Annotated in this window: 27 protein-coding genes; 15 read left to right on the top strand and 12 right to left on the bottom strand. The window is 74.2% G+C overall.

Going from position 1 to position 23,867, the window contains the following annotated elements; genetic code table 11:
* The first annotated feature begins 134 nt into the window (after positions 1 to 134).
* Positions 135 to 896, top strand: coding sequence for a DUF899 family protein (locus ACFQ11_RS04920; RefSeq protein ID WP_378296605.1), 762 nt, complete (start codon positions 135 to 137; stop codon positions 894 to 896).
* A gap of 33 nt (positions 897 to 929) precedes the next feature.
* Here the strand turns inward: ACFQ11_RS04920 and ACFQ11_RS04925 are convergent, their stop codons facing one another.
* Positions 930 to 1,331 carry a nuclear transport factor 2 family protein gene (locus ACFQ11_RS04925; RefSeq protein WP_378296606.1) on the bottom strand — a complete coding sequence of 134 codons (402 nt, stop codon included), beginning with the start codon at positions 1,329 to 1,331 and terminating at the stop codon, positions 930 to 932.
* An 86-nt stretch (positions 1,332 to 1,417) separates the two neighbouring features.
* Between ACFQ11_RS04925 and ACFQ11_RS04930 the strand changes: the two genes are divergently transcribed.
* Genes ACFQ11_RS04930 through ACFQ11_RS04940 form a run of 3 tightly spaced genes read left to right on the top strand, consistent with a single transcriptional unit; the run spans position 1,418 to position 2,823 of the window.
* Entirely contained in the window at positions 1,418 to 2,008 is a 591-nt protein-coding gene (locus ACFQ11_RS04930) for a TetR/AcrR family transcriptional regulator (RefSeq protein WP_378296608.1), read from the top strand.
* Positions 2,009 to 2,017: 9 nt separating this feature from the next.
* Positions 2,018 to 2,596, top strand: a complete 579-nt coding sequence (locus ACFQ11_RS04935; RefSeq protein ID WP_378296609.1) for a sugar O-acetyltransferase — start codon at positions 2,018 to 2,020, stop codon at positions 2,594 to 2,596.
* A complete protein-coding gene (locus tag ACFQ11_RS04940) occupies positions 2,593 to 2,823 on the top strand; it encodes a hypothetical protein (RefSeq protein ID WP_378296610.1) in 231 nt (76 codons plus the stop codon). The genes ACFQ11_RS04935 and ACFQ11_RS04940 overlap by 4 nt, the downstream gene beginning before the upstream one ends.
* On the opposite strand, the gene ACFQ11_RS04945 is transcribed toward ACFQ11_RS04940, so the two are convergent.
* Positions 2,820 to 3,398: a TetR/AcrR family transcriptional regulator gene (locus tag ACFQ11_RS04945; protein ID WP_378296612.1), complete on the bottom strand. Its 579-nt coding sequence runs from the start codon at positions 3,396 to 3,398 to the stop codon at positions 2,820 to 2,822. The genes ACFQ11_RS04940 and ACFQ11_RS04945 overlap by 4 nt on opposite strands.
* Positions 3,399 to 3,490: 92 nt before the next feature.
* Here ACFQ11_RS04945 and ACFQ11_RS04950 point away from each other — a divergent pair, with 92 nt between their 5' ends.
* Positions 3,491 to 4,885, top strand: coding sequence for an MFS transporter (locus ACFQ11_RS04950; protein WP_378296613.1), 1,395 nt, complete (start codon positions 3,491 to 3,493; stop codon positions 4,883 to 4,885).
* A gap of 145 nt (positions 4,886 to 5,030) precedes the next feature.
* Here ACFQ11_RS04950 and ACFQ11_RS04955 read toward each other — a convergent pair whose 3' ends face one another.
* Positions 5,031 to 6,023 carry a YeiH family protein gene (locus ACFQ11_RS04955; RefSeq protein WP_378296614.1) on the bottom strand — a complete coding sequence of 331 codons (993 nt, stop codon included), beginning with the start codon at positions 6,021 to 6,023 and terminating at the stop codon, positions 5,031 to 5,033.
* A gap of 71 nt (positions 6,024 to 6,094) precedes the next feature.
* Here ACFQ11_RS04955 and ACFQ11_RS04960 point away from each other — a divergent pair, with 71 nt between their 5' ends.
* On the top strand, positions 6,095 to 7,096 hold the full coding sequence (locus ACFQ11_RS04960; protein WP_378296615.1) for a LysR substrate-binding domain-containing protein: 1,002 nt from the start codon (positions 6,095 to 6,097) through the stop codon (positions 7,094 to 7,096).
* Here ACFQ11_RS04960 and ACFQ11_RS04965 read toward each other — a convergent pair.
* The 4 genes from ACFQ11_RS04965 to ACFQ11_RS04980 all read right to left on the bottom strand — a co-directional run bounded on the left by ACFQ11_RS04965 (position 7,044) and on the right by ACFQ11_RS04980 (position 9,983).
* A complete protein-coding gene (locus ACFQ11_RS04965; protein WP_378296697.1) occupies positions 7,044 to 8,378 on the bottom strand; it encodes a cytochrome P450 in 1,335 nt (444 codons plus the stop codon). The two genes, ACFQ11_RS04960 and ACFQ11_RS04965, sit on opposite strands and share 53 nt — an antisense overlap.
* 110 nt (positions 8,379 to 8,488) lie before the next feature.
* Positions 8,489 to 9,298: an SDR family oxidoreductase gene (locus ACFQ11_RS04970; protein ID WP_378296616.1), complete on the bottom strand. Its 810-nt coding sequence runs from the start codon at positions 9,296 to 9,298 to the stop codon at positions 8,489 to 8,491.
* Entirely contained in the window at positions 9,295 to 9,735 is a 441-nt protein-coding gene (locus ACFQ11_RS04975; protein WP_378296617.1) for a hypothetical protein, read from the bottom strand. The genes ACFQ11_RS04970 and ACFQ11_RS04975 overlap by 4 nt, the downstream gene beginning before the upstream one ends.
* Entirely contained in the window at positions 9,693 to 9,983 is a 291-nt protein-coding gene (locus ACFQ11_RS04980) for a hypothetical protein (protein WP_378296618.1), read from the bottom strand. The genes ACFQ11_RS04975 and ACFQ11_RS04980 overlap by 43 nt, the downstream gene beginning before the upstream one ends.
* 84 nt (positions 9,984 to 10,067) lie before the next feature.
* Here ACFQ11_RS04980 and ACFQ11_RS04985 point away from each other — a divergent pair, with 84 nt between their 5' ends.
* Positions 10,068 to 10,736 carry a TetR/AcrR family transcriptional regulator gene (locus tag ACFQ11_RS04985; RefSeq protein WP_378296619.1) on the top strand — a complete coding sequence of 223 codons (669 nt, stop codon included), beginning with the start codon at positions 10,068 to 10,070 and terminating at the stop codon, positions 10,734 to 10,736.
* 170 nt (positions 10,737 to 10,906) lie between these two features.
* Here ACFQ11_RS04985 and ACFQ11_RS04990 read toward each other — a convergent pair whose 3' ends face one another.
* Positions 10,907 to 11,656 carry a class I SAM-dependent methyltransferase gene (locus ACFQ11_RS04990; RefSeq protein ID WP_378296620.1) on the bottom strand — a complete coding sequence of 250 codons (750 nt, stop codon included), beginning with the start codon at positions 11,654 to 11,656 and terminating at the stop codon, positions 10,907 to 10,909.
* A gap of 79 nt (positions 11,657 to 11,735) precedes the next feature.
* On the opposite strand from ACFQ11_RS04990, the gene ACFQ11_RS04995 reads away from it, so the two are divergent.
* From ACFQ11_RS04995 to ACFQ11_RS05005, 3 genes are all read left to right on the top strand, one after another.
* On the top strand, positions 11,736 to 12,263 hold the full coding sequence (locus tag ACFQ11_RS04995) for a winged helix-turn-helix transcriptional regulator (protein WP_378296621.1): 528 nt from the start codon (positions 11,736 to 11,738) through the stop codon (positions 12,261 to 12,263).
* A gap of 206 nt (positions 12,264 to 12,469) precedes the next feature.
* Positions 12,470 to 13,225, top strand: a complete 756-nt coding sequence (locus ACFQ11_RS05000) for a DedA family protein (RefSeq protein WP_378296622.1) — start codon at positions 12,470 to 12,472, stop codon at positions 13,223 to 13,225.
* A gap of 128 nt (positions 13,226 to 13,353) precedes the next feature.
* Positions 13,354 to 14,736: a family 2B encapsulin nanocompartment shell protein gene (locus ACFQ11_RS05005; RefSeq protein WP_378296623.1), complete on the top strand. Its 1,383-nt coding sequence runs from the start codon at positions 13,354 to 13,356 to the stop codon at positions 14,734 to 14,736.
* Here the strand turns inward: ACFQ11_RS05005 and ACFQ11_RS05010 are convergent.
* Positions 14,733 to 15,833, bottom strand: a complete 1,101-nt coding sequence (locus ACFQ11_RS05010; protein WP_378296624.1) for a serine hydrolase domain-containing protein — start codon at positions 15,831 to 15,833, stop codon at positions 14,733 to 14,735. The two genes, ACFQ11_RS05005 and ACFQ11_RS05010, sit on opposite strands and share 4 nt — an antisense overlap.
* A 115-nt stretch (positions 15,834 to 15,948) precedes the next feature.
* Positions 15,949 to 16,401: a GbsR/MarR family transcriptional regulator gene (locus ACFQ11_RS05015; protein ID WP_378296625.1), complete on the bottom strand. Its 453-nt coding sequence runs from the start codon at positions 16,399 to 16,401 to the stop codon at positions 15,949 to 15,951.
* Positions 16,402 to 16,488: 87 nt separating this feature from the next.
* Here ACFQ11_RS05015 and ACFQ11_RS05020 point away from each other — a divergent pair, with 87 nt between their 5' ends.
* Both ACFQ11_RS05020 and ACFQ11_RS05025 read left to right on the top strand, forming a co-directional pair.
* Positions 16,489 to 17,391, top strand: coding sequence for an ABC transporter ATP-binding protein (locus ACFQ11_RS05020; RefSeq protein ID WP_378296626.1), 903 nt, complete (start codon positions 16,489 to 16,491; stop codon positions 17,389 to 17,391).
* Between the two features lie 23 nt (positions 17,392 to 17,414).
* Positions 17,415 to 18,206 carry an ABC transporter permease subunit gene (locus ACFQ11_RS05025; RefSeq protein WP_378296627.1) on the top strand — a complete coding sequence of 264 codons (792 nt, stop codon included), beginning with the start codon at positions 17,415 to 17,417 and terminating at the stop codon, positions 18,204 to 18,206.
* Here the strand turns inward: ACFQ11_RS05025 and ACFQ11_RS05030 are convergent.
* The gene (locus ACFQ11_RS05030) at positions 18,181 to 18,864 is read right to left on the bottom strand and encodes a TIGR03086 family metal-binding protein (protein ID WP_378296628.1); all 684 of its coding nucleotides are present in this window, start codon (positions 18,862 to 18,864) and stop codon (positions 18,181 to 18,183) included. The genes ACFQ11_RS05025 and ACFQ11_RS05030 overlap by 26 nt on opposite strands.
* Before the next feature lie 64 nt (positions 18,865 to 18,928).
* On the opposite strand from ACFQ11_RS05030, the gene ACFQ11_RS05035 reads away from it, so the two are divergent.
* Entirely contained in the window at positions 18,929 to 19,705 is a 777-nt protein-coding gene (locus ACFQ11_RS05035; protein WP_378296629.1) for an AraC family transcriptional regulator, read from the top strand.
* Between the two features lie 9 nt (positions 19,706 to 19,714).
* On the opposite strand, the gene casG is transcribed toward ACFQ11_RS05035, so the two are convergent.
* Complete coding sequence (gene casG, locus ACFQ11_RS05040; RefSeq protein ID WP_378296630.1) at positions 19,715 to 21,343, bottom strand: steroid-24-oyl-CoA synthetase; 1,629 nt, start codon at positions 21,341 to 21,343, stop codon at positions 19,715 to 19,717.
* Positions 21,344 to 21,600: 257 nt separating this feature from the next.
* Here casG and ACFQ11_RS05045 point away from each other — a divergent pair, with 257 nt between their 5' ends.
* Both ACFQ11_RS05045 and ACFQ11_RS05050 read left to right on the top strand, forming a co-directional pair.
* A complete protein-coding gene (locus ACFQ11_RS05045) occupies positions 21,601 to 22,362 on the top strand; it encodes an SDR family NAD(P)-dependent oxidoreductase (protein ID WP_378296631.1) in 762 nt (253 codons plus the stop codon).
* A 77-nt stretch (positions 22,363 to 22,439) separates the two neighbouring features.
* Positions 22,440 to 23,852 carry an ABC transporter substrate-binding protein gene (locus tag ACFQ11_RS05050; RefSeq protein WP_378296632.1) on the top strand — a complete coding sequence of 471 codons (1,413 nt, stop codon included), beginning with the start codon at positions 22,440 to 22,442 and terminating at the stop codon, positions 23,850 to 23,852.
* Positions 23,853 to 23,867: the final 15 nt, after the last annotated feature.

Consider the following 23,867-nt stretch of genomic DNA (forward strand, 5'->3'; position numbering starts at 1 on the left):
TCTCCGGTCGGGGCCGCTCGGAACCGAGTCTCTCCCCGATCGCCGGGGCCGTCGACTCGCCGGCCGCGATGAGTCCGGGGCGCGGGGTAGGTCTGTCCCGTCGAGCACCCGTACGAGAGATCACGGAGGACACCATGACCGACGACCTGCCCGGGCGTCCGCCCGTCGTCGACCTGGCCACCTGGCAGGCGGCCCGGGACGAGCTGCTGGCCCGGGAGAAGGCCCACACCCGCGAGGGGGACGCGATCGCCGCCGCGCGCCGGCGGCTGCCGATGGTGGAGTTCGACGGGACGGTCGAGATCGTCGGGCCCGACGGCCCGGTGCCGTTCATCGACCTGTTCCAGGGCCGCGAGGAACTCGTCGTCTACAAGCACATGTGGTACGACGACGCGCCCCCGCAGGGGCAGTGCGAGGGCTGCACCACCACGGTGTGGCACATGAAGGACGCCGTCTACCTCAACGCCCGCGGCGTCTCGTACGCCGTGCTGACGACCGGCCGGTGGGAGGAGGTGGCCTCCTACGTCGACTTCATGGGCTACACCGAGCCCTGGTACTCGGTGCGGGGCGTGGACGAGCCGGTCGGCGGCGTCATGGGGTACGCCACCAGTTTCCTGCGCGACGGCGACCGCACGTTCCTCACCTACTCCACGACGGGTCGCGGCACCGAGCCCGTCAACGGCTCCATGGCCCTGCTCGACATGACGCCCTACGGCCGCGGCGAGGCGTGGCAGGACAATCCGGAGGGCTGGCCGGAGGGGGACGTCCCGTGCTGGTACTGGCGCTCGGACGCGGACGGTAACGCCACCTGGGGCGAGACCAGCCGCCCGGTGCCGCAGTGGACGCGCCCCGGTGCGACCCCCGTGGAAACCCTCGGCCGCCACGGGCCGTGGCACTGACCGCCTGCCGCGGCCCGTTCTCTGGCCGGGTGGTCAGGCCGTCTTGTCCGGGCTGGGGACTGTGCGGGTGAGCATGTGCGCGCGGTGGAGGCGGCCGTCGGGGGTGAAGGTTCCGAAGAAGTACACCTCGATGTGGAGGTCCTTCTGGCGCTGCCGGACGTGCAGTGTGTACCGGGCGGCGATCTGGTCGCCGTTCAGCAGCGCTTCGTGTACTTCGATGCGATGTTCGGGCCGGTGCTTGCGCACCGGGCGGGTGTGCGCGATGAGCTTGTCCCGGTCCATGTGGTGGCCGTCGGCGACCTCGACGACGTCCGGGGTGTGGTAGCGGTCGATGATCACCGCCGGATCCTCGTCGTCGTGTAGGAGGTCCTCGGTCATGGAGGTGAAGAAGTCCGCGATGAACTCTTTGGGGTCGGTGTCGCTGAATGGACGCATGGCACTCCCGCCGCGTGAGGCTCGGCCGTAAACTCTTACACGTTGTACGATATGTGTCGGCCGACAATTTTGACAAGGTGTAAGAGATGACGGCGTCCCCGGACCGTAACCGCCGCGCCGACGCCCGGCGCAGCCGGACGGCCATCCTGGACGCGGCCGTCCAGGTGCTGAACGCCCGGCCCGGCGCCGGCGTCGCGGTCATCGCCGCGGCGGCAGGCGTCTCCCGCCAGACCGTTTACGCCCATTTCCCCACTCGGGAGCGGCTGCTCTCGGCGGTCCTCGACCGGCTCACCGCGGAGACCGTCGCGGAAATGGACGCCGCCGACCTCGACGCGGGACCGGCCGCCGAGGCGCTGCTGCGGCTCCTCGACGCGGGCGCCCGGACGGCCGGGCGCTACCCCGTCCTGATGCGGCAGATCAGCGAGCTGCCCGCCGACCCGCACGAGGACGCGGAACGCCACACCGAGATCGCCGACCGGCTCCGGCGCATCATCCGGCGCGGCCGGCAGATGGGCGAGTTCGACGACCGGCTCCCGGTCGACTGGCTCGTCGCGGCCGTCATCCGGCTGAGCCACGCCGCGAGCGCGGAACGGGACGCCGGACGCCTGCCCGGCGCGGAGGCGGACGAGGTGCTCCGCACCAGCCTGCTGCGCCTCCTCGGTGCACGCGGCGCCTAGGCTCGCCGCATGATCGAGCATTTCGCCGGGGACGCCCGCAGCAACCGTGAGCGCATGCTGGCCGGCGACCCGTACATCGCCGACGACCCCGAGCTGGAGGCCGCGTCCAGGCGCGCGATCGCGCTGGCGCACCGGTACGGCGAGGTGTACGCCACCGACCGGGACGCCGCCCGGCCCGTCCTCGAGGAGCTGCTCGGCTCGATCGCCCCCGACGCGCACATCCGGCCGCCGCTGTACGTCGACTACGGCTCGTACATCACCGTCGGCTCCGGCACGTTCGCGAACTACGGGCTGACCGCGCTGGACGTCGCGCCGATCACGATCGGCGCCGACGTCCAGATCGGCCCGAACGTCCAGTTGCTCACCCCCACGCACCCGCTCGACCCCGCGCAGCGGCGGGCGAAGATCGAGGGCGCCGCGCCGATCGTGATCGGGGACAACGTGTGGATCGGCGGCGGCGCGATCGTCCTCGCCGGGGTGACGATCGGCGCGAACAGCGTGATCGGCGCCGGGGCGGTCGTCACGAAGGACGTCCCGCCGGACGTCGTCGCCGTGGGCACCCCGGCGAGGGTGGTCCGCTCGCTGTGACGGACCGGCCCGACCCGCTCGCCGCGCTCCGTGCGGTGCGCGCGACGCGATGGTTCACCGGCGAGGACGTCGACGACGGGACGCTGCGGGAGATCCTCGACGCCGCGCCCGCCCGGCGCCTCCGCGATCCCGACCGGGCGGCACGGCCTCGGCACGCTGTGGACGTGCGGGTAGCGTCCCGGCCCGCGGGGATCGCGGTACGTGGCGGCGGCCGACTGCGGGGCTAGCCCGTCAGGACGGACAGGACCGACTTCGTCACCGCGTCCGCGGCGTCCTCGGCGGCGAGGCGTCCCGCGCGCACCTCGTCGGCCGCGCCGTGCACGATGTAGTGGACGACGTTCGCCAGCCAGGCCTCGGGCAGGTCGGTGCGCATCACGCCCTCGTCGCGGCCCCGGCGGACGAGCTCGGCCATGCGCCGGGCGGGCGGGTCGTGCAGCTCGCGCACCCGGCCCGCCGGGAGCACCCCTTCCGCGGCGGCCAGCAGCGCCGCCGACTCGGCCACGAGTTCCCAGCTCGACGCCAGCAGCCTGCCGATCGCCGCGCACGGGTCCCCCGACAGGTCGACGGCCGACAGGACCGCTTCGCCGTCCCGCAGGGCGTCGGTGAGCGCGGCCTCGACCAGGTCGGCGCGGGTGCGGAAGTGCCCGTACAGCGTCATCCGCCCGACGCCCGCCGCACGGGCGATGTCGTCCGTGCTCGCGTTCGGGTCGGAGCTCAGCAGGGTCCGGGCGGCGGACACGATGCGGGCGATGTTGCGCTCGGCGTCGGCCCGGCGCCGCGGGCGGGCGGAGGGTGTGACCATGAAGACATTCTAACCCGTACAGCGATGTATGAGTTATGGTGGCGAGCAGAACTCGTATTCAGATGTACGAGTTATTGCTCCGGGAGGACCCGATGACCCAGTCGCCGGCGATATCGCCGCACCCGACCTCGCCGCACCCGGCACGGTGGCGCGTGCTCGGGTTCCTCGGGGTGGCGCAGCTCATGCTGATCCTCGACGTCACGGTCGTGGCGATCGCGCTGCCCCACATCGAGACCGACCTGGGCGTCGGCCGCGAGACCCTGACCTGGACGGTCAGCGCCTACACCCTCACGTTCGGCGGGCTGATGCTGCTCGGCGGGCGCATCGCGGACCTGGTCGGCGCCAAGCGCGTCGTGCTCGCCGGGCTCCTGCTGTTCACCGTCGCGTCCCTCGTCACCGGCCTCGCCGGGTCGGCCGCCGTGCTGCTGGCCGGGCGCGTCGCGCAGGGCGCCGGCGCGGCGCTGCTGTCGCCCGCCGCGCTCTCCCTGGTGGTGGCGCTGTTCGACGGGGACGAGCGCAACAAGGCCCTCGGCGTGTGGTCCGCGCTCGGCGGCGGCGGGGCGGCCCTCGGCGTCCTGCTCGGCGGCCTGCTCACCGCGGGTCCCGGCTGGGCGTGGGTCTTCTACGTCAACGTCCCGATCGGCCTGGTGATCGCCGCGGCCCTCGCCGTCCTGCTCCCCGCGCAGCCCCCGGCGGCCGCACGGGGCCGCGTCGACGTGCCGGGCGCCGTCCTGGTCACGGCGTCCTCGGCCGCGCTGATCTACGCGCTCATCGCCGCCGGGGAGGACGGCTGGCTCACCGCGCGCACCGGATGGCTGGTCCTCGCGGCCGCCGCCGGGTACACCGCTTTCGTGCTCTGGCAGCGGCGGGCCGCGTCGCCGCTGATGGACGTCCGTCTCCTGGTGCGGCGCCCGGTCGCGACGGGCGCGTTCCTCATCTTCACGGCGACGGCCCTGATGATCGCGGTGTTCTTCCTGGGCACGTTCTACTTCCAGCACGCCCGGGACTACGGCGCCCTCCGGACGGGCCTGCTGTTCCTGCCGGTCGCGCTGGCGACGATGCTCGGCGCCAACGCGACCGGGCGGGTCATCGGCCGGTGGGGCGGCCGCGCACCGGCCGTCGCGGGGCTGCTGGTCGCGGCGGCCGGCCTGGCGGCCCCCGCGGTCTCGCTGCACCCCGCCGTCGTCGTCGGCGGCGTGTCGGTCGCGGCGGCGGGCACCGGCGCCCTGTTCGTCGTCGCCTCGGCGACCGCGCTCGGACGCGTCGCGCCCCACGAGGCCGGGATCGCCTCGGGCATCGTGAGCTCGTTCCACGAGTTCGGCGCGTCGTTCGGCGCCGCCGTCGTCTCCAGCGTCGCCGCCGCGAGCCTCGCCGGAACGACCCTGGACGGCTTCACGCAGGCGTTCACCCTCGCCGCCGTGGCCGCCGCCGTCGGCGCGGCCGCCGCCCTCGCCCTGACCCCGGGCCGCGCGCCCGAGCCCGCGTAGGCGAGCGCGAAGCCGCGGGCGGGGCAGGGATGCCGGGAAGCACCGTCGCCGTGAGGAAGCGGAGCCGGTCGTCCATACCGGGCGACCGGCTCCGCCGCTCCCTCCACGCGCCGACCCGGCTGCGGCCGGACGGCGCGCCGGGCGATCACGCGCCGAGGACGGTCAGCGCGCCGAGCGACACGCCGCCCACGAGGGCCGTCGACAGGGCGCCGAGCAGGAGGCCGCGCCGTCCCGTCCGCAGCAGCGTCCCGATCCGCACGGACGTCCCGAGCCCGAACATCGCGGCGGCCAGCAGCACCGTCGAGACGTCGCTCGCGCCCGCGAGGGCGGCCTCGGGCAGGACGTTCGCGGAGCGCAGGACCATCGCCGCCAGGAACCCGGCGACGAACAGCGGCACGATCGGCGGCCGCGCCGCCGCGGCCCCCGACCGCCGCTCCAGGACGCCCATCCCCGCGACCATCGGCGCGAGCAGCACCACGCGGGTGAGCTTCACGACCACGGCCGTCCCCACCGCCGCCGCGCCCGCGGGCGACGCGGCCGCCACCACCTGCGCGACCTCGTGCACGCTCAGCCCCGCCCACATCCCGAGCGCCTCGCCGTCCAGGCCGAACACCCGGGTGCCGAGGAACGGGACGAGCAGGATCGCCGCGCTCCCGTAGATGGTCACGAGCGCGACACCGCCCGCGACGTCCTCCCGCTCGGTCCGCGTCACCCCGTCCATCGCCGCGATCGCCGACGCCCCGCAGATCGAGAACCCCGTCGCGACCATCAGCCCGAGCCCCCGCGACACCCCGACGAGCCGCCCGAGCGCGATCGTCCCGGCGAACCCCGCCGCGACCGTCACCACCACGACGGCGAGCATCCCGGGGCCGAGCCGCAGCACCTCCGCGAGGCTGAGCTGCAACCCGAGCAGCACCACCCCGAGCCTGAGGCACCTGCGCGCGGCCCACTCCAGGCCGTGCGCCGTCACGCCCGGCAGGACCCCGCCGGTGAGGACGCCCAGCAGCACCGCGATCGTCAGCGCGCTCACCGCGGGCACGAACCCGCCGAGCACCAGCGCCGCGCCCGCACCGGTCGCCGCCACCGACACCCCCGGCCCCGCGGACCCCCACCAGCCACGCATTCGCTCGCCGTCCATGCGGTCGAGCCTCCGCCCGTCCGGACGATCCCGGTACCGGCCGGTTCGACCTCACGTCATAACCTGGGGGCATGACCGCGCCGCCGGACGTCGAATCGCTGCGGCTGCTCGTCCTGGTCGCCGAGCACGGCAGCCTCACCGCCGCGGCGGCCGAACTGCGCGTCAGCCAGCCGTCCGCCGGCAAGCGGCTGTCGCGCCTCGAACGCCGCCTCGGCCTGCGCCTCGTCGAGCGCACCCGCCGCGGCTCCGCCCTCACCCCCGCCGGCCGCCTCGTGACCGGGTGGGCGCGGCGCGTCCTGGACGACCTCACCGCGCTCACCGACGGCGCCGAGGCCCTCCGCCGCGAACGCAGCGGACGCCTCACGGTCGCCGCCAGCCTCACCGTCGCCGAGCACCTCCTGCCTGCCTGGATCGGCGACCTCCGCCGCGACGACCCCGAACTCCACGTGGGCATGCAGGTCACGAACTCGTCCCGCGTCTGCGAACTCGCGCGGCACGGCGACGTCGACATCGGCTTCATCGAGTCGCCCGGCCGCCCGTCCGGCCTGCGCAGCCGCGCCGTCGCGGGGGACCGGCTCGTCCTGGTCGCGCCGCCCGGCCACCGCTGGGCCCGCCGCGCCCGTCCGGTCCCGCCCGCCGAGGTCGCCGCGACCCCGCTGATCAGCCGCGAGGCGGGCTCCGGCACCCGGGAGGCCGCCGTCTCGGCGATGGCCGCCCGCGGCCTCGAACTCGCCCCGCCGCTGCTCGAACTCGGCTCCGGCACGGCCGTCCGCAACGCCGTCGCCGCCGGCGCCGGACCCGCCCTGATCAGCGAACTCGTCGTCGGCCCCGACCTCGCCGCCGGAACCCTCGCCGAGATCCCCATCGAGGGCATGACGCTGGAACGTTCCCTCCGCGCGGTCTGGCGCACCGGCACCACCCCCACCGGCCCCGCCGCCGCCCTCCTCGCCCGGGCCCGCCGCCCCCGCCGGTCCGGCGCAGGCCGTCAGAGCGAACCGTGCCCCGGGGCGGACCGATCGGTCACCGGCCGCTCTCCAGCGGGGCGGGGATCTGAGCCGCCCGGGGCGGGGTGAAGGTGCAGGGCAGGCGTTTGTAGCCGTTGATGAATCCGGACAGGAGCCGGTCGGGTTCACCGGCGGTGATGTCGGGGAGGCGGGTGAACAGTTCGCGGAACATGACGGTGATCTCGCGGCGGGCGAGGTTGGCGCCGAGGCAGAAGTGCGGGCCGGGACCGCCGAATCCGAGGTGGGGGTTGGGGGAGCGGGTGATGTCGAAGCGGTCGGGGTCGGGGAAGACCGTCTCGTCGCGGTTGCCGGACCCGTAGAACAGCATGACCTTGTCGCCCCTGCGGAACCGGTGCCCGCCGAGTTCGTGGTCGCGGGTGACGTTCCGGCGCATGAAGATGACCGGCGTGCTGATCCGGACGATCTCTTCGACCGCGCCGCCGATGCGCCGGTCGAAGTCGGCCAGGAGCAGGGCGCGCTGGTCGGGGTGGTCGGTGAGAAGCTTCAGGCCGTGGGCCAGGGCGGTGCGGGTGGTCTCGTTCCCCGCGACGACCAGGAGCAGGAAGAACGCGGCGAACTCGCGCGGTGACAGCCGCTCCCCGTCGATGTCGGCGTTGACCAGGGCCGAGGTCAGGTCGCCGGTGGGGCGGTCGCGGCGCCGACGGCCGATCCGGGCGGCGAGGCGGTGCAGTTCCCAGCCCGCCCGGGCGACGGTGCCGAGCATCCGGACGGTCCCCGCCCGGCTCACGGCGAGGGTGTCCCGGTCATAGGCCACGGCGGTGCCGACGTACTCGGGATCGGTGTAGCCGACGATGATGTCGGTGAGCGCGACCACCCGCCGGTGGTGGCGGGCCGGGATGCCGAGCATGTCGCAGATGACCTCGACCGGAAGCCGGACGGCGGCGTTGGCGACGAAGTCGCACGGTCCCCGCGCGATGAGTTCGTCGACGATGCGGGTGGCGCGGCGGGCGATGTCGTCCTCGGTCTTCGCGAGCATCCTGGGGCTGAAGGCGCGGGCGACGACCCGGCGGATCTTGGCGTGCCGCGGGTCGTCCATGTCGATCATCGAGGTGAAGTACCTGCCCATCCAGGCGGGCATGTCGGTCGGGCTGGTGGCGCTGGGCTCGCTGCTGAACACCTCGGGGCGCCGGCTGATCTCCACGATGTCGGCGTGCCTCACCACCGCCCAGTAGCCGGGGCTCCGCCGCAGGAACGGCACCTTGGGCAGCGCGTACCGCGTGAGGCCGGGACGGCCCCGCAGGTCGCGGAACGCCGCGTCCCGTTCGGCGAGCGGCCTGCCCCAGAACCGCAGATCACTGAGGTCGATGTGGGCGGGGTCGGTCATCGGCATCGGCATGGCCGCTCCTTGTTCGCGTGCATCGTCGATGGCCCGGGTTCCGGTCGGGCCGTCCTCCATCGGGGGGCGGAAACCGGCCTCCGTCCCGGCCGGGCGGTCCCCGGTCAGGGCCCGGCGCGGTCGAGGTAGGGCTTGCGCAGGTCCGCGTCGTGGTCACCGGGTGGACGGTGGCGGGTGACGACCCGTTTGAGGGTCTCCAGAGCGGGTTCGGGGAGGGCCTGCTCCAGCACGCCGACGGGGGCGAGCCAGCGCGGCACGGTGACCTCGCGGCGGCGGTGCCGGGCGCTGGCGACGATCGCTTCGGCGACGTCCTCGGGGGTCAGGATCGGCTGCAGATCCAGGGACACGCCCGCGGTCGGCTCGGTCCGGGTCGCCGCGGGCAGGATCGTGGTGAGGGTGACCCCGGTACCGCGCAGTTCCGCGCGCACCGCCCGCGACAGCGCCACCACCGCGACCTTGGTGGCGCAGTAGACCGCGATCCCCGGAGTGGTCACCTTGCCCGCCATGGACGCCACGTTCACGATATGGCCGCGCCCGCGTGCGATCATCGCGGGCAGGACGAGATGCACACCGTTGACGACCCCGGTCAGATTGACGGCGATCTCGCGGTGGTGGCCGGCCAGCGCCTGGTCGGCGAAGGGCCCCAGCCGCATGATCCCGGCATTGTTGACCAGCATGTCGATCGGCCCGTCGGTCCGGGCGGCGTCCAGGAAGGCGCGGAAGGACGACGGGTCGGTGACGTCCAGGTGGTGGCCGGTGACGCCGAGGTCGGCGGCGGTCGCGGCGGTCGCGGCGGCGTCCACGTCACCGATCCACACCCGGGCGCCCCGCGCGGCCAGCAGGGCGGCGGTGGCGCGGCCGATCCCCCGGGCGCCGCCGGTCACGCACACGACCGCGCCGTCCAGGGCGATCATGCCCGCAGCCCGGCGACCGGCTCGCGCAGGGCGAAGTGGGCGATGGTGCGGATCTCGCCGCCGCGCATCGTCAGCAGCGCACGGCCCAGATACAGGCCCGGCAGCAGCTCGACGAGCTCGTCGCGGGTGCGTTTGATCGGGAACGTGCGCACGCTGGGGTTGCGGTACTCCGGGACGCCGTAGTCCAGCGCCACGACGGGGATGCGGGGCTCGATCAGTCCGGTGCCCGGCGCGTAGGTGAAAACGAACCCCTCCATCGCGTCGCCGACCCTGCGCAGCCCGCCGTAGGCGGGGGCGACCACCCGCATCGCGTACCGGGCCAGCGGCACCAGCCGGTTGAAGCCCTTCCCGGACGCCGCGTCGAAGGTCTTGCCCGTCCAGGTCGGGTTGATCGCTATGAGCGGGTTCGCGAGCGCGGCCTCCGGCACTCCGAACAACCGGCCCACGATGAGCCCTTCCAGCCTCCCGTCGATCTCTCCCGGGGAAGGCCGCGGGCGAACAGCGCGGAGATCGCGGCCCTGTCGTCCTTGCGCGACAGTTCCCGCAGGTACTCCCATCCCGCGACGCGGGCACGGGACGGCGAGTCGGCCGCGAGCCCCCGCAACTCGTCCAGCAGCGGATCACCCGACGCCACGGCCGCGCCGCCCGGGCGGGGCACGGCGGCGGGGACACGTCCAGCGGTCATGCGAACCTCCAGGTCCTTATCTGGTACTTTTTTGTACCAGATAAGGATCCGGAGCTGTCAAGGCCGGGCCCGCCGGATGCGAGCATGGACCACGTGGCATACGAGACGGCTCGGCCGCGCGCCTACGGGGGGCGGTCCGGGGACGAACGCAAGACCGAACGGCGTCTGCGGCTCATCGACGTGGCCCTCACCTCCATGGCGGCCGGTGAATGGCGGTCGGCGACCGTCGCCCACCTGTGCACCGCGGCCGGGCTCAACAAGCGCTACTTCTACGAGAGCTTCACCAGCCTCGACGAGCTCGCCTCGGCCGCGCTCGACCAGATCGCCGAGGAGGTCGGCCACGCCGCCGTCACCGCCTTCGCCGCGTCCGCCGACCGCCCGCTGCGCGACCAGGCCCGCGCCAGCATCGGCGCCGTCGTGCACGCTCTGGCCGACGACCCCCGCAAGGCCCGGGTCCTGTTCGGCGCCACCGCCGGGCCGCCGGAGGTCCTGCGGCACCGCACCGCCGTCGTGCAGGGCCTGACCCGGATCCTCGTCGATCACGCCCGCACCATCCACGGCGTCGAACTCGCGGTCGACAGCCTCGCCCGCGTCGCGCCCCCGTTCGTCGTCGGAGGCACCGCCGAGACCATCCTCGCCTGGGTCAACGGCACCCTCGACGTGCCCCTCGACACCCTCATCGACGACCTCACCACCCTGTGGCTCATCACGGGGAACGGCGCCGCCGAACACGCCCGCCACCGCAGCTCGTAGCGGCGGCGCCCGGCCCGTCCGAGGCGGGGCCCGGGACGGCCGAGAACGTCGCGCCCGTTGAGGGGGCGGGCGGCCACGGACGCGCCCGCCTCGTCGCGACCCTCGCCGGGGTCCTGCTCGCGGGGTGGGCGCACGGGCGCGCCAAGGCGCTCGGGCGCCGCCGGTGACGGTCAGGCGGGCTTGCGGGCGTGGCCGAGGTAGGTGACGACCGGGGGGCCGTCCGGATCCAGGACGAACCCGGCCATCGCCGCGACCTCGGCGTCCCCGATGGCGCCGCGGCGGCGGGACAGCACGGTCTTCACGAGGCCGATCGCGCTCGCGGGCTTGAAGCCGCAGACGTCCTCGGGGTGCAGGCCGTGCCGGGACAGGACGGCGGCGACGTCGGACGGGCGCCGCAGCCGGGCGCTCGCGTAGCGGCCGGGCGGCATGATGCGGGTCCACGGGAGGCGCTGGAAGGCGCCGAGGTAGACGAGCTTCGCCGGGACGGTCCGGTTGACGGTGTCGTACGCGAGCGCGCCGCCGGGCCGCAGGGCGCGGGCGGCCAGTTCGACGACGCGGTCGAGGTCGCCGGTGATCTCGAAGGTGTCGGCCGCGTACACGAGGTCGAAGGACGCGGGCGGTACGTCGGAGTCCTCGGCGCGCGCGGTGCGGTGCACGACGGCCAGGTCCCCGGCGGCGGCCTCGGCGATGCGGGTCGCGGCCGGGGACGGGTCGAGCGCCGTCACGTCCATGCCGGCGCGCGCCATGCCGTGCGGCAGTTCCCCGGTGCCGCCGCCGAGGACGAGCGCGCGGCCCCGCGCGAGCCTGTGCTCCGCGAGGTAGGCCATGCGCACGTCCTGGAAGGCGACGGCGCGCAGGCGGCGCCCGTCGACGGCGCCGGGGCGGGTCGAGTCGAGTTCGATGAGCGGTGCGGTTCCCATGCCGGGCGTCCTCTCCATCGTGAGTTCCCTCAGGATACCCACTGAGTTCCCTCAAGGAACTTCGGGTAGCCTGCGGGGCATGACCCGCACCCCGCTGTCCGACGCCGCCTGCTCGATCGCCCGCGCGACCGACCTGTTCGGGGACGCCTGGACCGCGCTGATCATGCGCGACGTCCTGCTCGGGATCACCCGGTTCGACGACCTCGCCCGCGACCTCGGCATCTCCCGCAAGGTCCTCGCCGCACGGCTCGCGCGCCTCGTCGAGGAGGACGTCCTGACCCGCGAGCAGTACCAGGACCACCCGCCCCGCGCGCACTACCGGCCGACCGAGAAGGGCAAGGAGCTCTACCCGGTCCTGCTCGCGCTGATGAACTGGGGCGACCGCTGGTACGCGGGCGAGGCGGGCCCGCCCGCGCGCGTCCGCCACCGCGACTGCGGGCACGACGCCACGCCCGTGCTCGCCTGCTTCCACTGCGGGGAGCCGCTCACCGTGGACAACACCGACCAGCGCCCCGGCCCCGGCGGCCGCATCGGTCCCGCGACGCGCGTCCTCGGCCCCCTCCTTCTGTCCCGCGCGGCCGAGGAACCCCGACCGCCTCGCACCTGAACCGTCCGGCCGCAGGACGGCTGCGCCGTGCCGTGGCCGGGGCGGGCGTGCCGGAGTCCGGGGCGTAGTTCTGGAGGGTGGTGCCGGAGACCCGCAACCCCGCCTTTGGTCGGGGGCGGGGAGGGGGCGGTCCGCCTTCCGGCCGAGGCGGAACATCGTCTTCCCGGCCGATTCCGGCAAGCCGGACTTCGCGGACGATGGGACGAATGGAATGGATCACCGAGTGGGTGCGGGGGCTGAGCGACCTGCCCTTTCCGCTGCTGCTGGCGGTGGCGGGGGTGCTGGCGTTCGCCGAGTCCGGCCTGGGGCTCGGGTCGGTCGTCCCGGGGGAGACGGCCGTCCTGATCCTCGGCGCCGCGGCCGCCGACCCGGCCCGCTACCCGGTGATGCTGCTCGTCGTCGCGCTGGGCGTGACGGCGGGCGATCACGTCGGCTACTGGCTCGGACGATCGCACGGCGAGCGGATGCGGGAGACGCGCGCGGTGCGGCGGCTCGGCGTCCGGCACTGGGACCGGTCGACGGCGGCCCTCCGCCGGTACGGCGCCGCCGCCGTGTTCGTCACCCGGCTCGTCCCGGTGGTGCGGACGCTCACGCCCGCCGCGGCCGGGGTCGCGAAGGTCCCGTACCGCCGGTTCCTGCTCGCGTCGCTCGCCGGGTCGCTGCTGTGGTCGGGGGTGTTCGTCAGCCTCGGCGCGTTCGCGGGCGCCTCCGCGTCCCGCCTGGAGCAACTCCTCGGATGGGGCGCCTGGGTCCTGTTCGGCCTGGCGGCGGCCCTCGCCGCCGCGGTGCTCCTGTTCCGCCGCCGCGCTCGCCGCGCCGGGGCCCCGGAACCGGCCCCCGACCGGGCCGGCGCCGAGGCCCGCGAACCGGCCCGCGAACCGACCGCCGAGCCGGCCCGCGAGCCGGGTGCGGAATCGGTCGCGGCCGTGGAGGTGCCGTGCTCGGACGCCGCGTCCGCCTGACGGCCGTCCCCGCGGTGACATGTGGGTGTCCCGCGGGTGCGCCTGCCCGCGCCGGTCGGCCATAGAGCCCCCGCGAACGCGCAGCGTAGCTTCTCCGTGGCACATGGTGATGCGACGGAAGGCGACCGATGACGAACGGTGCACCCGACACGCGGCTCAGCCTGGGGACGGACGCCGCGCGGAACCTCGCGACGACCACCAAGACGCGCCCGCAGATGCAGGGCGTCTCGTCCCGGTGGCTGCTGCGGGTCCTGCCGTGGGTGCAGGTGTCGGGCGGGACGTACCGGGTGAACCGGCGGCTCGCGTACCAGGTGGCGGACGGGCGGGTGACGTTCGTCAACACGGGCGCGCAGGTCCGGGTGATCCCGTCGGAGCTCGCCGAGCTGGCGCCGCTGCGCGGGTTCGCGGACGCGCGGGTGCTGGAGGTGCTCGCGGGACGGTGCGTGCAGGCGGAGTACGCGGCCGGTGACGTGATCGCGGAGGCGGGGCGCCCGGCCGACCGGGTGCACCTGATCGTGCACGGGAAGGTCGTCCGGCTGGGGGACGGCGCGTACGGGACGCCCGCGCGGCTGGGCGCGCTGGCCGGCGGGGAGTACTTCGGCGCCGAGGCCCTCACCGACGAGGACGCCGTGTGGGGCGCGACCGCGAAGGCGGCGACGGGCTGCACGGTGCTGTCGCTGACCCGGGAGGCGTTCGCGGAGGTGACGCGGAACTCGGCGGCGTTGCAGGAGCAGCTCGCGCGGTTCCGGGAGTCGGGGCCGCCGAAGGTGAACAAGCGCGGTGAGGCGTCCGTCGAGGTCGCGTCCGGGCACGCGGGGGAGGCGCGGCTGCCGGGCACGTTCGTCGAGTACGAGGCGGAGCCGCGCGAGTATCCGCTGAGCCTGGCGCAGACGGTGCTGCGGGTGCACACCCGCGTGGACGACCTCTACAGCAGGCCGATGGACCAGGTGGAGCAGCAGCTCCGGCTGACGATCGAGGCGCTGCGGGAACGCCAGGAGCACGAGATGGTCAACAACCGCGACTTCGGCCTCCTGCACAACGCCGACCCGCGGCAGCGCCTCACCACCCGCGGCGGCCCGCCGTCGCCCGCCGACCTGGACGACCTGCTCGCGCGGCGGCGCGGGACGCGGGTGCTGCTCGCGCACCCGAAGGGCATCGCCGCGTTCCTGCGCGAGTGCACCCGCCGGGGCGTCTACCCGGCGCAGACCGAGGTGGACGGCGTCCGGGCGACGGCCTGGCGGAACGTGCCGCTGCTGCCGTGCGACAAGATCCCGGTGAGCCGCACCGGGGTCAGCTCGATCATCGCGATGCGCACCGGTGAGGACGACCAGGGCGTCATCGGCCTCCACAAGACCGGCATCCCGGACGAGCGCGAGCCGGGGCTGTCGGTCCGGTTCAAGGGCGTCGACGACCGCGCGATCAGCTCGTACCTGGTCGGCGTCCACTTCTCGGCGGCCGTCCTCGTCCCCGACGCCCTCGGCGTCCTGCACGACGTCGAGACCGCCCGCTAGTCGTCGCAGAGGGCCGCGTCGAAGGCGTCCTTGACGCGCTGCTCCCCGGCGTCGCTCAGGCCCGGTTTGACGTTCACCATGACGGTCGCGGTGCGGCCGTCGCCGGTCGCGCCGGTGACGGTGCTGAAGCCGATGATGTCGCCGGCGTGCCCCCAGCCGGCCGCGCCGCACGACCTCGGGAAACGCCGCAGGCCGAGGCCGTAGTCCGGGCTGACCTCGGTCGTCCGCTTCATCTCGCGCAGCGTCTCGGGCCGCAGCACCCGGCCGCCGAGCAGCGCGGCGTAGAACCGGTCGAGGTCGGACGCGTCGGACACCAGGTCGCCGCCCGCCCACGCGGGGGAGGTGTTCAGCCGCGTCCGGTCGAGCAGCGCGCCGTCCATGCGGACGTACCCGCGGGGGTGCGGCCGCGGCAGGCCGGTCGCGTCGCCGGGGGCGCGGGTGCCGTCCAGCCGCAGCGGCTCGAGGACGCGCCGTTCGACCACGTCGGCGAGCGGGTCGCCGGTGACGGCCTCGACGATGAGCCCGGCGAGGAGGTAGCCGGTGTTGGAGTAGGACCAGCCGGTGCCGGGCGCGAACTCCGGCGGGTGGGCGAGCGCGAGGGCGAGCAGGTCGGCGCGGTCGTGCTGTTCGAGGGGGTTCTCGACGACGCGGCCGATGCCGAGGTGCTCGAGGAAGTCCGGCAGGCCGCTGGTGTGCTGGAGCAGCTGCCGGACGGTGATGTCCCGCCCGTCGTTGCCGTTGCCGCGCACCAGTCCGGGCAGGTACCGCTCGACGGGCGCGTCGAGGTCGACGCGCCCGTCCTCGACGAGCAGCAGCACGGTGGTCGCGGTGAACGACTTGGTGACGCTGCCGATCCGCCAGTGGGCGCGGCGCGGCATCGGGGCGCCGGTCCGCACGTCCGCGACGCCGCTGGTGAGCACCGTCCGTCCGTGCCGGTCCCGGATCGCGGCGAGCGCGCCGGGCGCCCCGTCGTCGGTGGTGAGCGTGTGCAGCAGCCGCCGGAGCCGGGGGCGGTCCTCGCCGGCCGCGGCGGGCACCGCGGTTCCGGCCGCCGCCAGCCCGGCGAGGGCGGTCGCGGCGATCGTCCTGCGCAGCATGGTGTCTCCTGTCGTTCGGGAGATCATCACGCTAGGAACACCCGGTGCGGACGGTCGTCCCGCGCGGGTACCGGATCCGGTCTGGCTCCCCGGGGGCGGTGCCGCGCGGCCGGTGTCAGACGTCGCGTTCGGCGCGCCAGCGGTCGATGAGCGCGGGCAGTTCGCGGAACATGTAGCCGTAGAAGTCGCGCATCTCGTGCAGGCGGCGCGCGGCGGGGGTGTCCTCGCCGGCGGCCTCGATGCCGCGGTCGGCGGCCTCGAGCATGGCCTGCACCATGCCGTTCTGGGACGACATGAGGGTCGCCCAGGCGCCCTCGCGCATGCGGTAGTGCTCGCGGCGGCTGCCGGGGGCCGGTGCGCGCTCGATCAGCCCGACGGTCGACAGCATCTTGACGGCGCCGGACACCGAGCCGGAGCTGATGCCGAGCCGGTCGGCGAGCTCGCCCGCGGTGACGCTGTCGCTGTCGGCGAACATGAACGCGGCCAGCACCCGCGCGGTCGACTTCTGCAGGCCGCCCTGCGTCAGGACCAGGGCGAGCCGTTCCGCCGCCTCCGTGGTGTCCGCCAAGGTCGTCCCCCTTCTGCTCGGTGTATACGAAACCTTAACACCTCTGAGTCTTCAGAAATCTCTGAAAATAATGCTACCGTCTACGGCATGGACACGGTGATCGACATCGACCGGCTGACCAAGACCTACGGCACCCGGCGCGGCCTGGACGGGCTGACCCTGCGGGTCGGCGCGGGGGAGGTCTTCGGCTATCTCGGCCCGAACGGCGCGGGAAAGTCGACGACCATCCGCCTGCTGCTGGACCTGATCCGCCCGACGTCCGGGACGGCGCGGGTGCTCGGCCTCGACCCGCGCGCGGACGCCGTCGAGCTGCACCGCCGCACCGGCTACCTGGCGGGCGACTTCGTCGTGGACGGCAGGCAGAAGGCCGGCGAGTGCCTGACCTTCCTCGGCAACCTGCGCGGCGGCGTCCCCGCAGCGCGGATCACCGGCCTCGCCGACCGCCTCGGCCTCGACCTCGGCGCCCGCGTGAAGAGCCTGTCGAAGGGCAACCGGCAGAAGGTCGGCCTGATCCAGGCGTTCATGCACGACCCCGAGCTGCTGATCCTGGACGAGCCCACGTCCGGCCTCGACCCGCTGGTGCAGCAGACGTTCCTCGAGATGGTCGCCGAGGCCCGCGCGGACGGCCGCACGGTGTTCATGTCGAGCCACGTGATGAGCGAGGTCGAGGCCGTCGCCGACCGCGTCGCGATCATCCGCGAGGGCCGCCTCGTCGCCCTCGACACGGTCGCCGACCTGCGCGCCCGCTCGTACCTGCGGGTCCGGATCACGTTCGCCGACCCGGTGCCCGCCGAGGAGTTCGCGCTGCCCGGCGTCACCGGCCTCCAGGTGGACGGGACGGTCCTCACCTGCGACGTCGACGGTTCGCCGGACGCGCTCGTCAAGGCGGCGGCCCGGCACACGGTCGTCGGCCTGCGCGCCGACTCGCAGGACCTCGAGGAGCTCTTCCACACCTACTACACGCGGGGCGAAGCCGCCCCCGCGGCCTGAAAGGCACGACGACGATGACCACCATGGCCGACGCGTTCAGCCGCTCGATCTTCTCCAAGACCCTCTACGACAACCGGCGGATCTTCGCCGTGTGGGCGCTGGTCACGGGTCTGCTCGCGATGATGTACGCGGCGTTCTACCCGCAGATGACGGCGGACACCGCCGCCTCGGTGCCGGACGCGATGAGCGGGTTCGGCTTCGAGGACACGACATCGGCCGCCGGATACCTGCAGGGCCCGGTGTTCGGCCTGCTCGTCCCGCTGCTCGCGATGTTCTACGGCGCCGCGACCGGCGCCCGGATGATCTCCGCCGACGAGGAGAGCGGGCACCTCGACCTGCTGCTCGCGCACCCGGTCGGCCGGACCCGGCTGCTGCTCCAGCGGTTCGCGGCGCTCGCCGCGGGCGCGGTCGTGATCGCGGCGGCCGTCCTCGCCGGGCTGCTGGCGGTCCGGACGAGCGCCGACCTGGGCTCGGTGAGCGCGGGCGAGTTCGCGGCGCAGGCCGTCAACCTGGCCCTGCTCACGCTGCTGTTCGGCGGCCTCGCCACCGGCATCGGCGCCGCCACGGGCAAGGGCCGGGCACCGGTCTTCGGCATCACGGCGGGCATCGGCGTCGCCGCCTACGCGATCAACGGGTTCGCCCCGCAGATCGGCGCGGACTGGCTCCGGTACCTGACGCCGTTCCACTACTACATCGGCGGGGAGCCGCTGCGGAACGGCTTCCAGCCGGTGGACGCGGCCGTCCTCGCCGGGGTGACGCTGCTGGTCATGGCGGCGGGCGCGTGGCGCTTCACCCGCCGCGACCTCGCCCGCTGACCCCCCGGCCTCGCTGACCCTCCGGCCCCTGCTGACCCCCAGGCCCCGCCCGCCGCCCGGCGCTCCAGCGCGGGTCCCGGCCGGACGCGCCGAGCGCGCGCTCGAACGCGGACGCGTCCGCGGGCACCGCGACCGGGTCGGCGAACCCGCCGTACTCGCGGTAGATCTCGCCGTGCTCCTCGACCACGCCGAGGACGAACTCCCCGGCCTCGGGCGACAGGACGATCTCCGCCCCGATGCCGCGGGCGGCGTCCCACCCGTGCACGGCCATCTCCTTGACGACCATGGACGCGACGTCGACGGCGGGCGCGGAACCGCCCCCGAAGTCCACGTCGCCCTCCCAGACGGCCGGGTCCGCCCAGGCCGCGACGGCGCGGTCGAGCTGCGCGGCGTACTCCTCGGCCCAGGCCGTGCCGGCGGTGAAGTCCCGCCGGGTCAGCTCCTCGGGGAGCGGCTCGCGCAGCGCCCGGTGCTCCAGGCCGTGGGAGGTGTAGAGCACCCAGTGGTTCACCAGGGCCCGCAGGTCGTAGTCGGCGCACGGGGTCGGGTCGCCGAGCCGGTCCGGGCCGGCGGCGGCGACGGCCCGCGCGACGCGCGCGGCCTCGGCCGCGCACTCCTTCATGTACGCGTGGAAGCGCTCGGTGTCCTTGTCGTTCATGTGTTCGACCGTATGTGCGGGCGGGCGGCCGCCTCTTGGAGAAAACCGCCAATATCCTGGGCACATGGGCGAGTTCGGGCGGGGCGTGCTGTACCCGCACAAGCAGGCGTCCATCGTCGATCTGCGGCGGCGGCCGCCCGGCGCGGGCCTGCGGGAGGTCGTGGAGCACTACTGGCACGTCCGGTGGCGCACCCCGGAGCCCCACGACACGAAGGTGCTGTCGCATCCGAGCGTCCACCTGGTGTTCGAGGACCCGGAGCCGCTCGTCTACGGCGTCGACCGCGACCTGTTCGTCCGCCGCCTGGAGGGGGAGGGGCAGGTCCTCGGCGTGAAGTTCCGGCCGGGGTGCTTCCGGCCGTTCGCCGGGCGGCCGGTGAGCGAGCTGGCAGACGGCCGGTTCCCGGCCGCGGAGTTCTTCGGCCCCGAGGTCGGCGCCGCGAACCGCGAGATCCTGGGCACGACCGACACCGACCTCATGGCGAAGCTGGCCGGGGAGTTCCTGCTGCCCCGGCTGCCCGAACCCGACCCGGTCGCCGCCGAGGTCGCCGAGATGGTCGAGAGGCTCACCGCGTCCCCGGCCGTGTTCCGCGTCGGGCAGGCCGCCGAACTGCTGCACGTCTCGCCCCGGACGCTCCAGCGGCTCTTCGCCGAGTACGTGGGGGCGAGCCCGAAGTGGGTGCTGCGGCGGGCGCGCCTGCACGAGGCCGCGACGCGCGCGGACCGGGGCGACCCGGTCGACTGGGCCGCCCTGGCCGGTGAGCTGGGCTACTACGACCAGGCGCACCTGGTCCGCGACTTCACCGCGGCGGTCGGAGAGCCCCCCGCCCGCTACGCCCGCTGACCGCCGGGGTCAGCCGGACGTCTCGACCTCGCGGCGGACGACCTTGCCCGTCGCGTTCCGGGGCAGCGGCTCGGTCGTGAGGCGCCACCGCGACGGCACCTTGAAGTAGGCGAGCCGCTCGCGGGCGAACGCCGCGATCTCGTCCTGCGCCGGGACCCGCTCCGCGAAGACGACCACGGCCATGACCTCCTGGCCGAGGTCGGCGTGCGGGACGCCCAGGACGACGCACTCGCGCACGCCCGGGTACTCGGCGAGGACGTTCTCGATCTCCGCCGGGTACACGTTCTCGCCGCCGCGCAGGATCAGGTCGGAGCGGCGGGTGGTGAGCCGCAGCCGCCCGTCCTCCAGCATCCCGATGTCGCCGGTGTGCAGCCACCGGTCCGCGCGGATCGCCTGGTCGGTGGCCGCCCGGTCCTTCCAGTAGCCGAGCATGTTGTAGGCGCTGCGGACGCACACCTCGCCCTCGACGCCCTCCGGCAGCGCGTTGCCGTCCGGGTCGCGGATCTCCAGCCGGACGCCGATGACCGGACGGCCGAGCGTCCCGGGGGCCTCGGCGAGGTCGGCGGGCGTCGCGATGGAGACGCCGGTGCACGACTCGGTGAGCCCGTAGCTGTCGACCAGCGCGTCCTTCGCCGGCGGGAACACCGCCCGCAGCCGGTCCTTGAACGCGGGCGACGACGGGGCCGTGGCCAGCGAGAACGCGGTCAGCGACGACAGGTCGTACTTCGTCGCGGCGCCGTGCTCGACGATCCGGTGCGCCATCGTCGGCACCGCGCCCCAGTTCGTCACCCGCTCGCGCTCGATCAGCCCGAGGACGGCGTCCACGTCGAACCGCCCCTCGTGCATGATCACCGCGGAGCCGGTGGCCAGCCGCGGGACGGCCAGGTTGTGCAGGCTCGCGATGTGGAACAGCGGGAGGACGAGCAGGTAGCGGCGGTCGGCGGGGTCGCCGGGGGCGCCCATCGCGCGCATCAGCGCGTCGTTGAACCGGTGGTACTCGATCACCGACGTGAGGTTGCGGTGCGTGTGCACGGCGCCCTTCGGGCGGCCCGACGTCCCGCTCGTGTAGAGGATGACCGCCGGGTCGTCCTCGGCGGGTTCCGGCACGCCCAGCGTCTCGGGGGTCGCGTCCGGGTACCGGGCGGCCAGCGCGGGGACGTCGTCCTCGACGGTCAGCACCCGCGCCCCGGTCGTCCGGGCGGCGCGCTCGGCGTCGGCGATGACCAGGACCGGCTCGGTGTGGCCGAGCGCGTACTCGATCTCGGCGGGCGTCCACCAGGCGTTGTAGGCGACGACGATGCCGCCCGCGGCGAGCACGCCCCAGAACGCGAGGATCCACTCGGGGGAGTTCGCGGCGTTGATCGCGACGCGGTCGCCGGGCCGCACGCCGTGGTCGTCCCGCAGCGCCTTCGCGAGGGACGCGGCCCGCGCCGCGTGCTCGGCGAACGAGATCCGGCGGGTCGCGGTGACGATGTAGTCCCGGTCGCCGAACGCGGCGGACGCGGCGAGGACGGCGCCGAGGTGGCGGGCCCGTCCGGTGAAGACCGGCAGCCGGGAGCCCAGCACCTCCTCCTCGCGGAGCTCGAACTCGCCGCCGGGGCCGGTCAGCCGCTGCACGATCTCCATCGCCGTCGTCATGGGTCCTCCTCGCTCGCGTGGCCGAAGATTCTCATCCGCCCGGGCGGAGGCACCAGGCCATTCCGCTGAGCGGGACCGGCGCGTCGGGGCGGGCGCGAACGCGGTTCCCGGTGAGCGGGACTGGGGGGACCGCGTGGGCCGCGTCACATCACGATGGCCGCTACCAGGGCCGCGGCTCGCCGGGACCGCGAGTCGCCTGGTCAACGCATCGGACCGGCGCAGGCACCACCAGGGTCATCGAACCGCGGGAGCGCAGCATGGGAACCCTCGACGACAAGGTCGCGATCGTGACGGGCGCCGGGCAGGGCGTGGGGCAGGGCATCGCCTTGGCACTCGCGTCCGAGGGCGCCGCGATCGCGGTGCTCGGACGGACGGCGGCCAAGCTGGAGACGACGTGCGGGCTCGTGCGGGAACGCGGCGCGCGCGCCGAGCCGTTCGCCTGCGACGTCGCCGACCTCGACGCCGTCCCCGGCCTGGTCGACGCGATCGCGGAGAAGCTCGGCGGCGTCGACATCCTGGTCAACAACGCCTACTCGGGGAAGTTCGGGCCGCTGCTCGAGATGAGCGACGCCGACTTCCAGAAGGGCTTCCGCACCGGCCCGTTCGCGGCGTTCGCGTTCATGAAGGCGTGCCACCCGCACATGAAGGCGCGCGGCGGCGGCAGCATCGTCAACCTCGTGACGTCGGCGATGGTCCGCTGGGACCCGTCGACGTACGGCGCGTACGCGGCGGCCAAGCAGGCGCTCCGCTCGCTGACCAGGACGGCCGCGGCCGAGTGGGGCCCGGACGGCATCCGCGCGAACTCGATCGCGCCGCACGCCCTCTCGCCCGGCCTGAAGGGGTGGGCCGACGCGTTCCCCGAGGCCGCCGAGGAGTTCCGCAAGACGATCCCGCTCGGCTACATCGGCGACTGCGAGCAGGACATCGGCCGGGCGGTGCTGGCGCTCGTCCAGCCCGGCCTGCGCTACCTGACCGGCGCGACGATCCCGCTGGACGGCGGCCAGGCGTTCTTCGGCTGATCCCGGCGGCGCCGCCGGGCGCACGACTTCGCCCCCCGCCATCACCACCCCCACCCACTCCAAAGGAGACCGACCGGATGAAGGTCGACAAGATCGGACGCCTCGCGGCGGGTGCCCTCGCCGTGGCGCTGGTGGCGTCCTGTACCAGTGAGCGGTCCGGGACCGCGCTGATCCAGGGCGGCGCGGACGCCGGCGGGCAGGCCGCCGCGTCCGCCGAGAAGTTCGGGACGCTGCCGTCGCCCTGCGGGCCGGGCGACGCGAAGGGCGCCACGGACCAGGGCGTCACCGACGACGCCATCACGATCGGCTACGGCGACGACCGGGGCTTCGCGTCCGCGCCGGGCCTGTCGAAGGAGATGGGCGACGCCGTCTCCGCGCTGATCGACTGGTGCAACGAGCAGGGCGGCATCAACGGCCGCAAGATCAAGGGCAACCAGTACGACGGCGCCTACATGCACGCCGCGAAGGTGATGCAGGAGTCCTGCGAGCAGGACTTCATGCTCGTCGGGCAGGGCTTCGCGATGGACGACGCCGCCGAGCAGTACCGGGTGGCGTGCAAGCTGCCGACGGTCGCCGGGTTCACGGTGGGCCCGAACGCGGCGATGGGCCCGATGAAGTTCGAGGCCGTCCCGTACCCGGTGGACCGGATGAACATCGGGGCGCTGCGCATCGCGCAGGAGATGTGGCCGGACTTCGAGGACGAGACGGACGTGCTGCTGTCGACGTCGCCCGCGGTGACGACCGGGACGAACAAGGTCAAGTCGGCGATGAAGCAGATCGGCGTGGAGCCGCTGGAGTGCGGCGTCCGGCTGAACGACGCGGGCGAGAGCGGCTACATGCCGTTCGCGCAGAAGATCAAGGAGTGCGGCGCCGGGTACCTGTGGTCGTCCGACAGCCCCGACCCGGGCCAGTTCAGCCTGCTGGAGTCGGTGAAGCGGGCGGGCGCCGAGCCGAAGTACCTGATGGAGGCGACCTGGTACAGCACCAAGGTCTCCGAGTGGAACAAGGGCTCGGGCGCGGGGGACGGCCTGCACGCGGGCATGATCTTCCAGCCGTTCGAGAACGCCGGCGAGGTGCCCGCGGTCGAGCAGTACATGGACATCGTCAAGGCGAAGAACGGCAAGATCGCGCTGCTGGGCATGCAGGCGACGTCGTCGTTCCTGCTGTGGGCGACGGCCGCCGACGAGTGCGGGTCCGACCTGACCCGGCAGTGCATGGTCAACGAGCTGTCGAAGGTGCACGAGTGGACGGGCGGCGGCCTGCACGCCCCGACCGACCCGGGCGCCAACAAGCCCGCGAGCTGCGCGCTGGTCGTGAAGCTGACCGGCGACGAGTGGGAGCAGGCATTCCCGAAGGAGACCGGCGAGTTCTCCTGCGGCGACGACTACGTGGTGGAGACCGACGCCAAGACGTGGGGCACCGAGCTGAACGACGACCGGATCTCCACGAAGTTCCTGACGGACGACGTCATCAAGCCGCAGACCTCGTGAGGCGCACCCTTGCCC

It is taken from the genome of Actinomadura sediminis, assembly GCF_042675525.1.
Lineage (GTDB): Bacteria > Actinomycetota > Actinomycetes > Streptosporangiales > Streptosporangiaceae > Spirillospora > Spirillospora sediminis.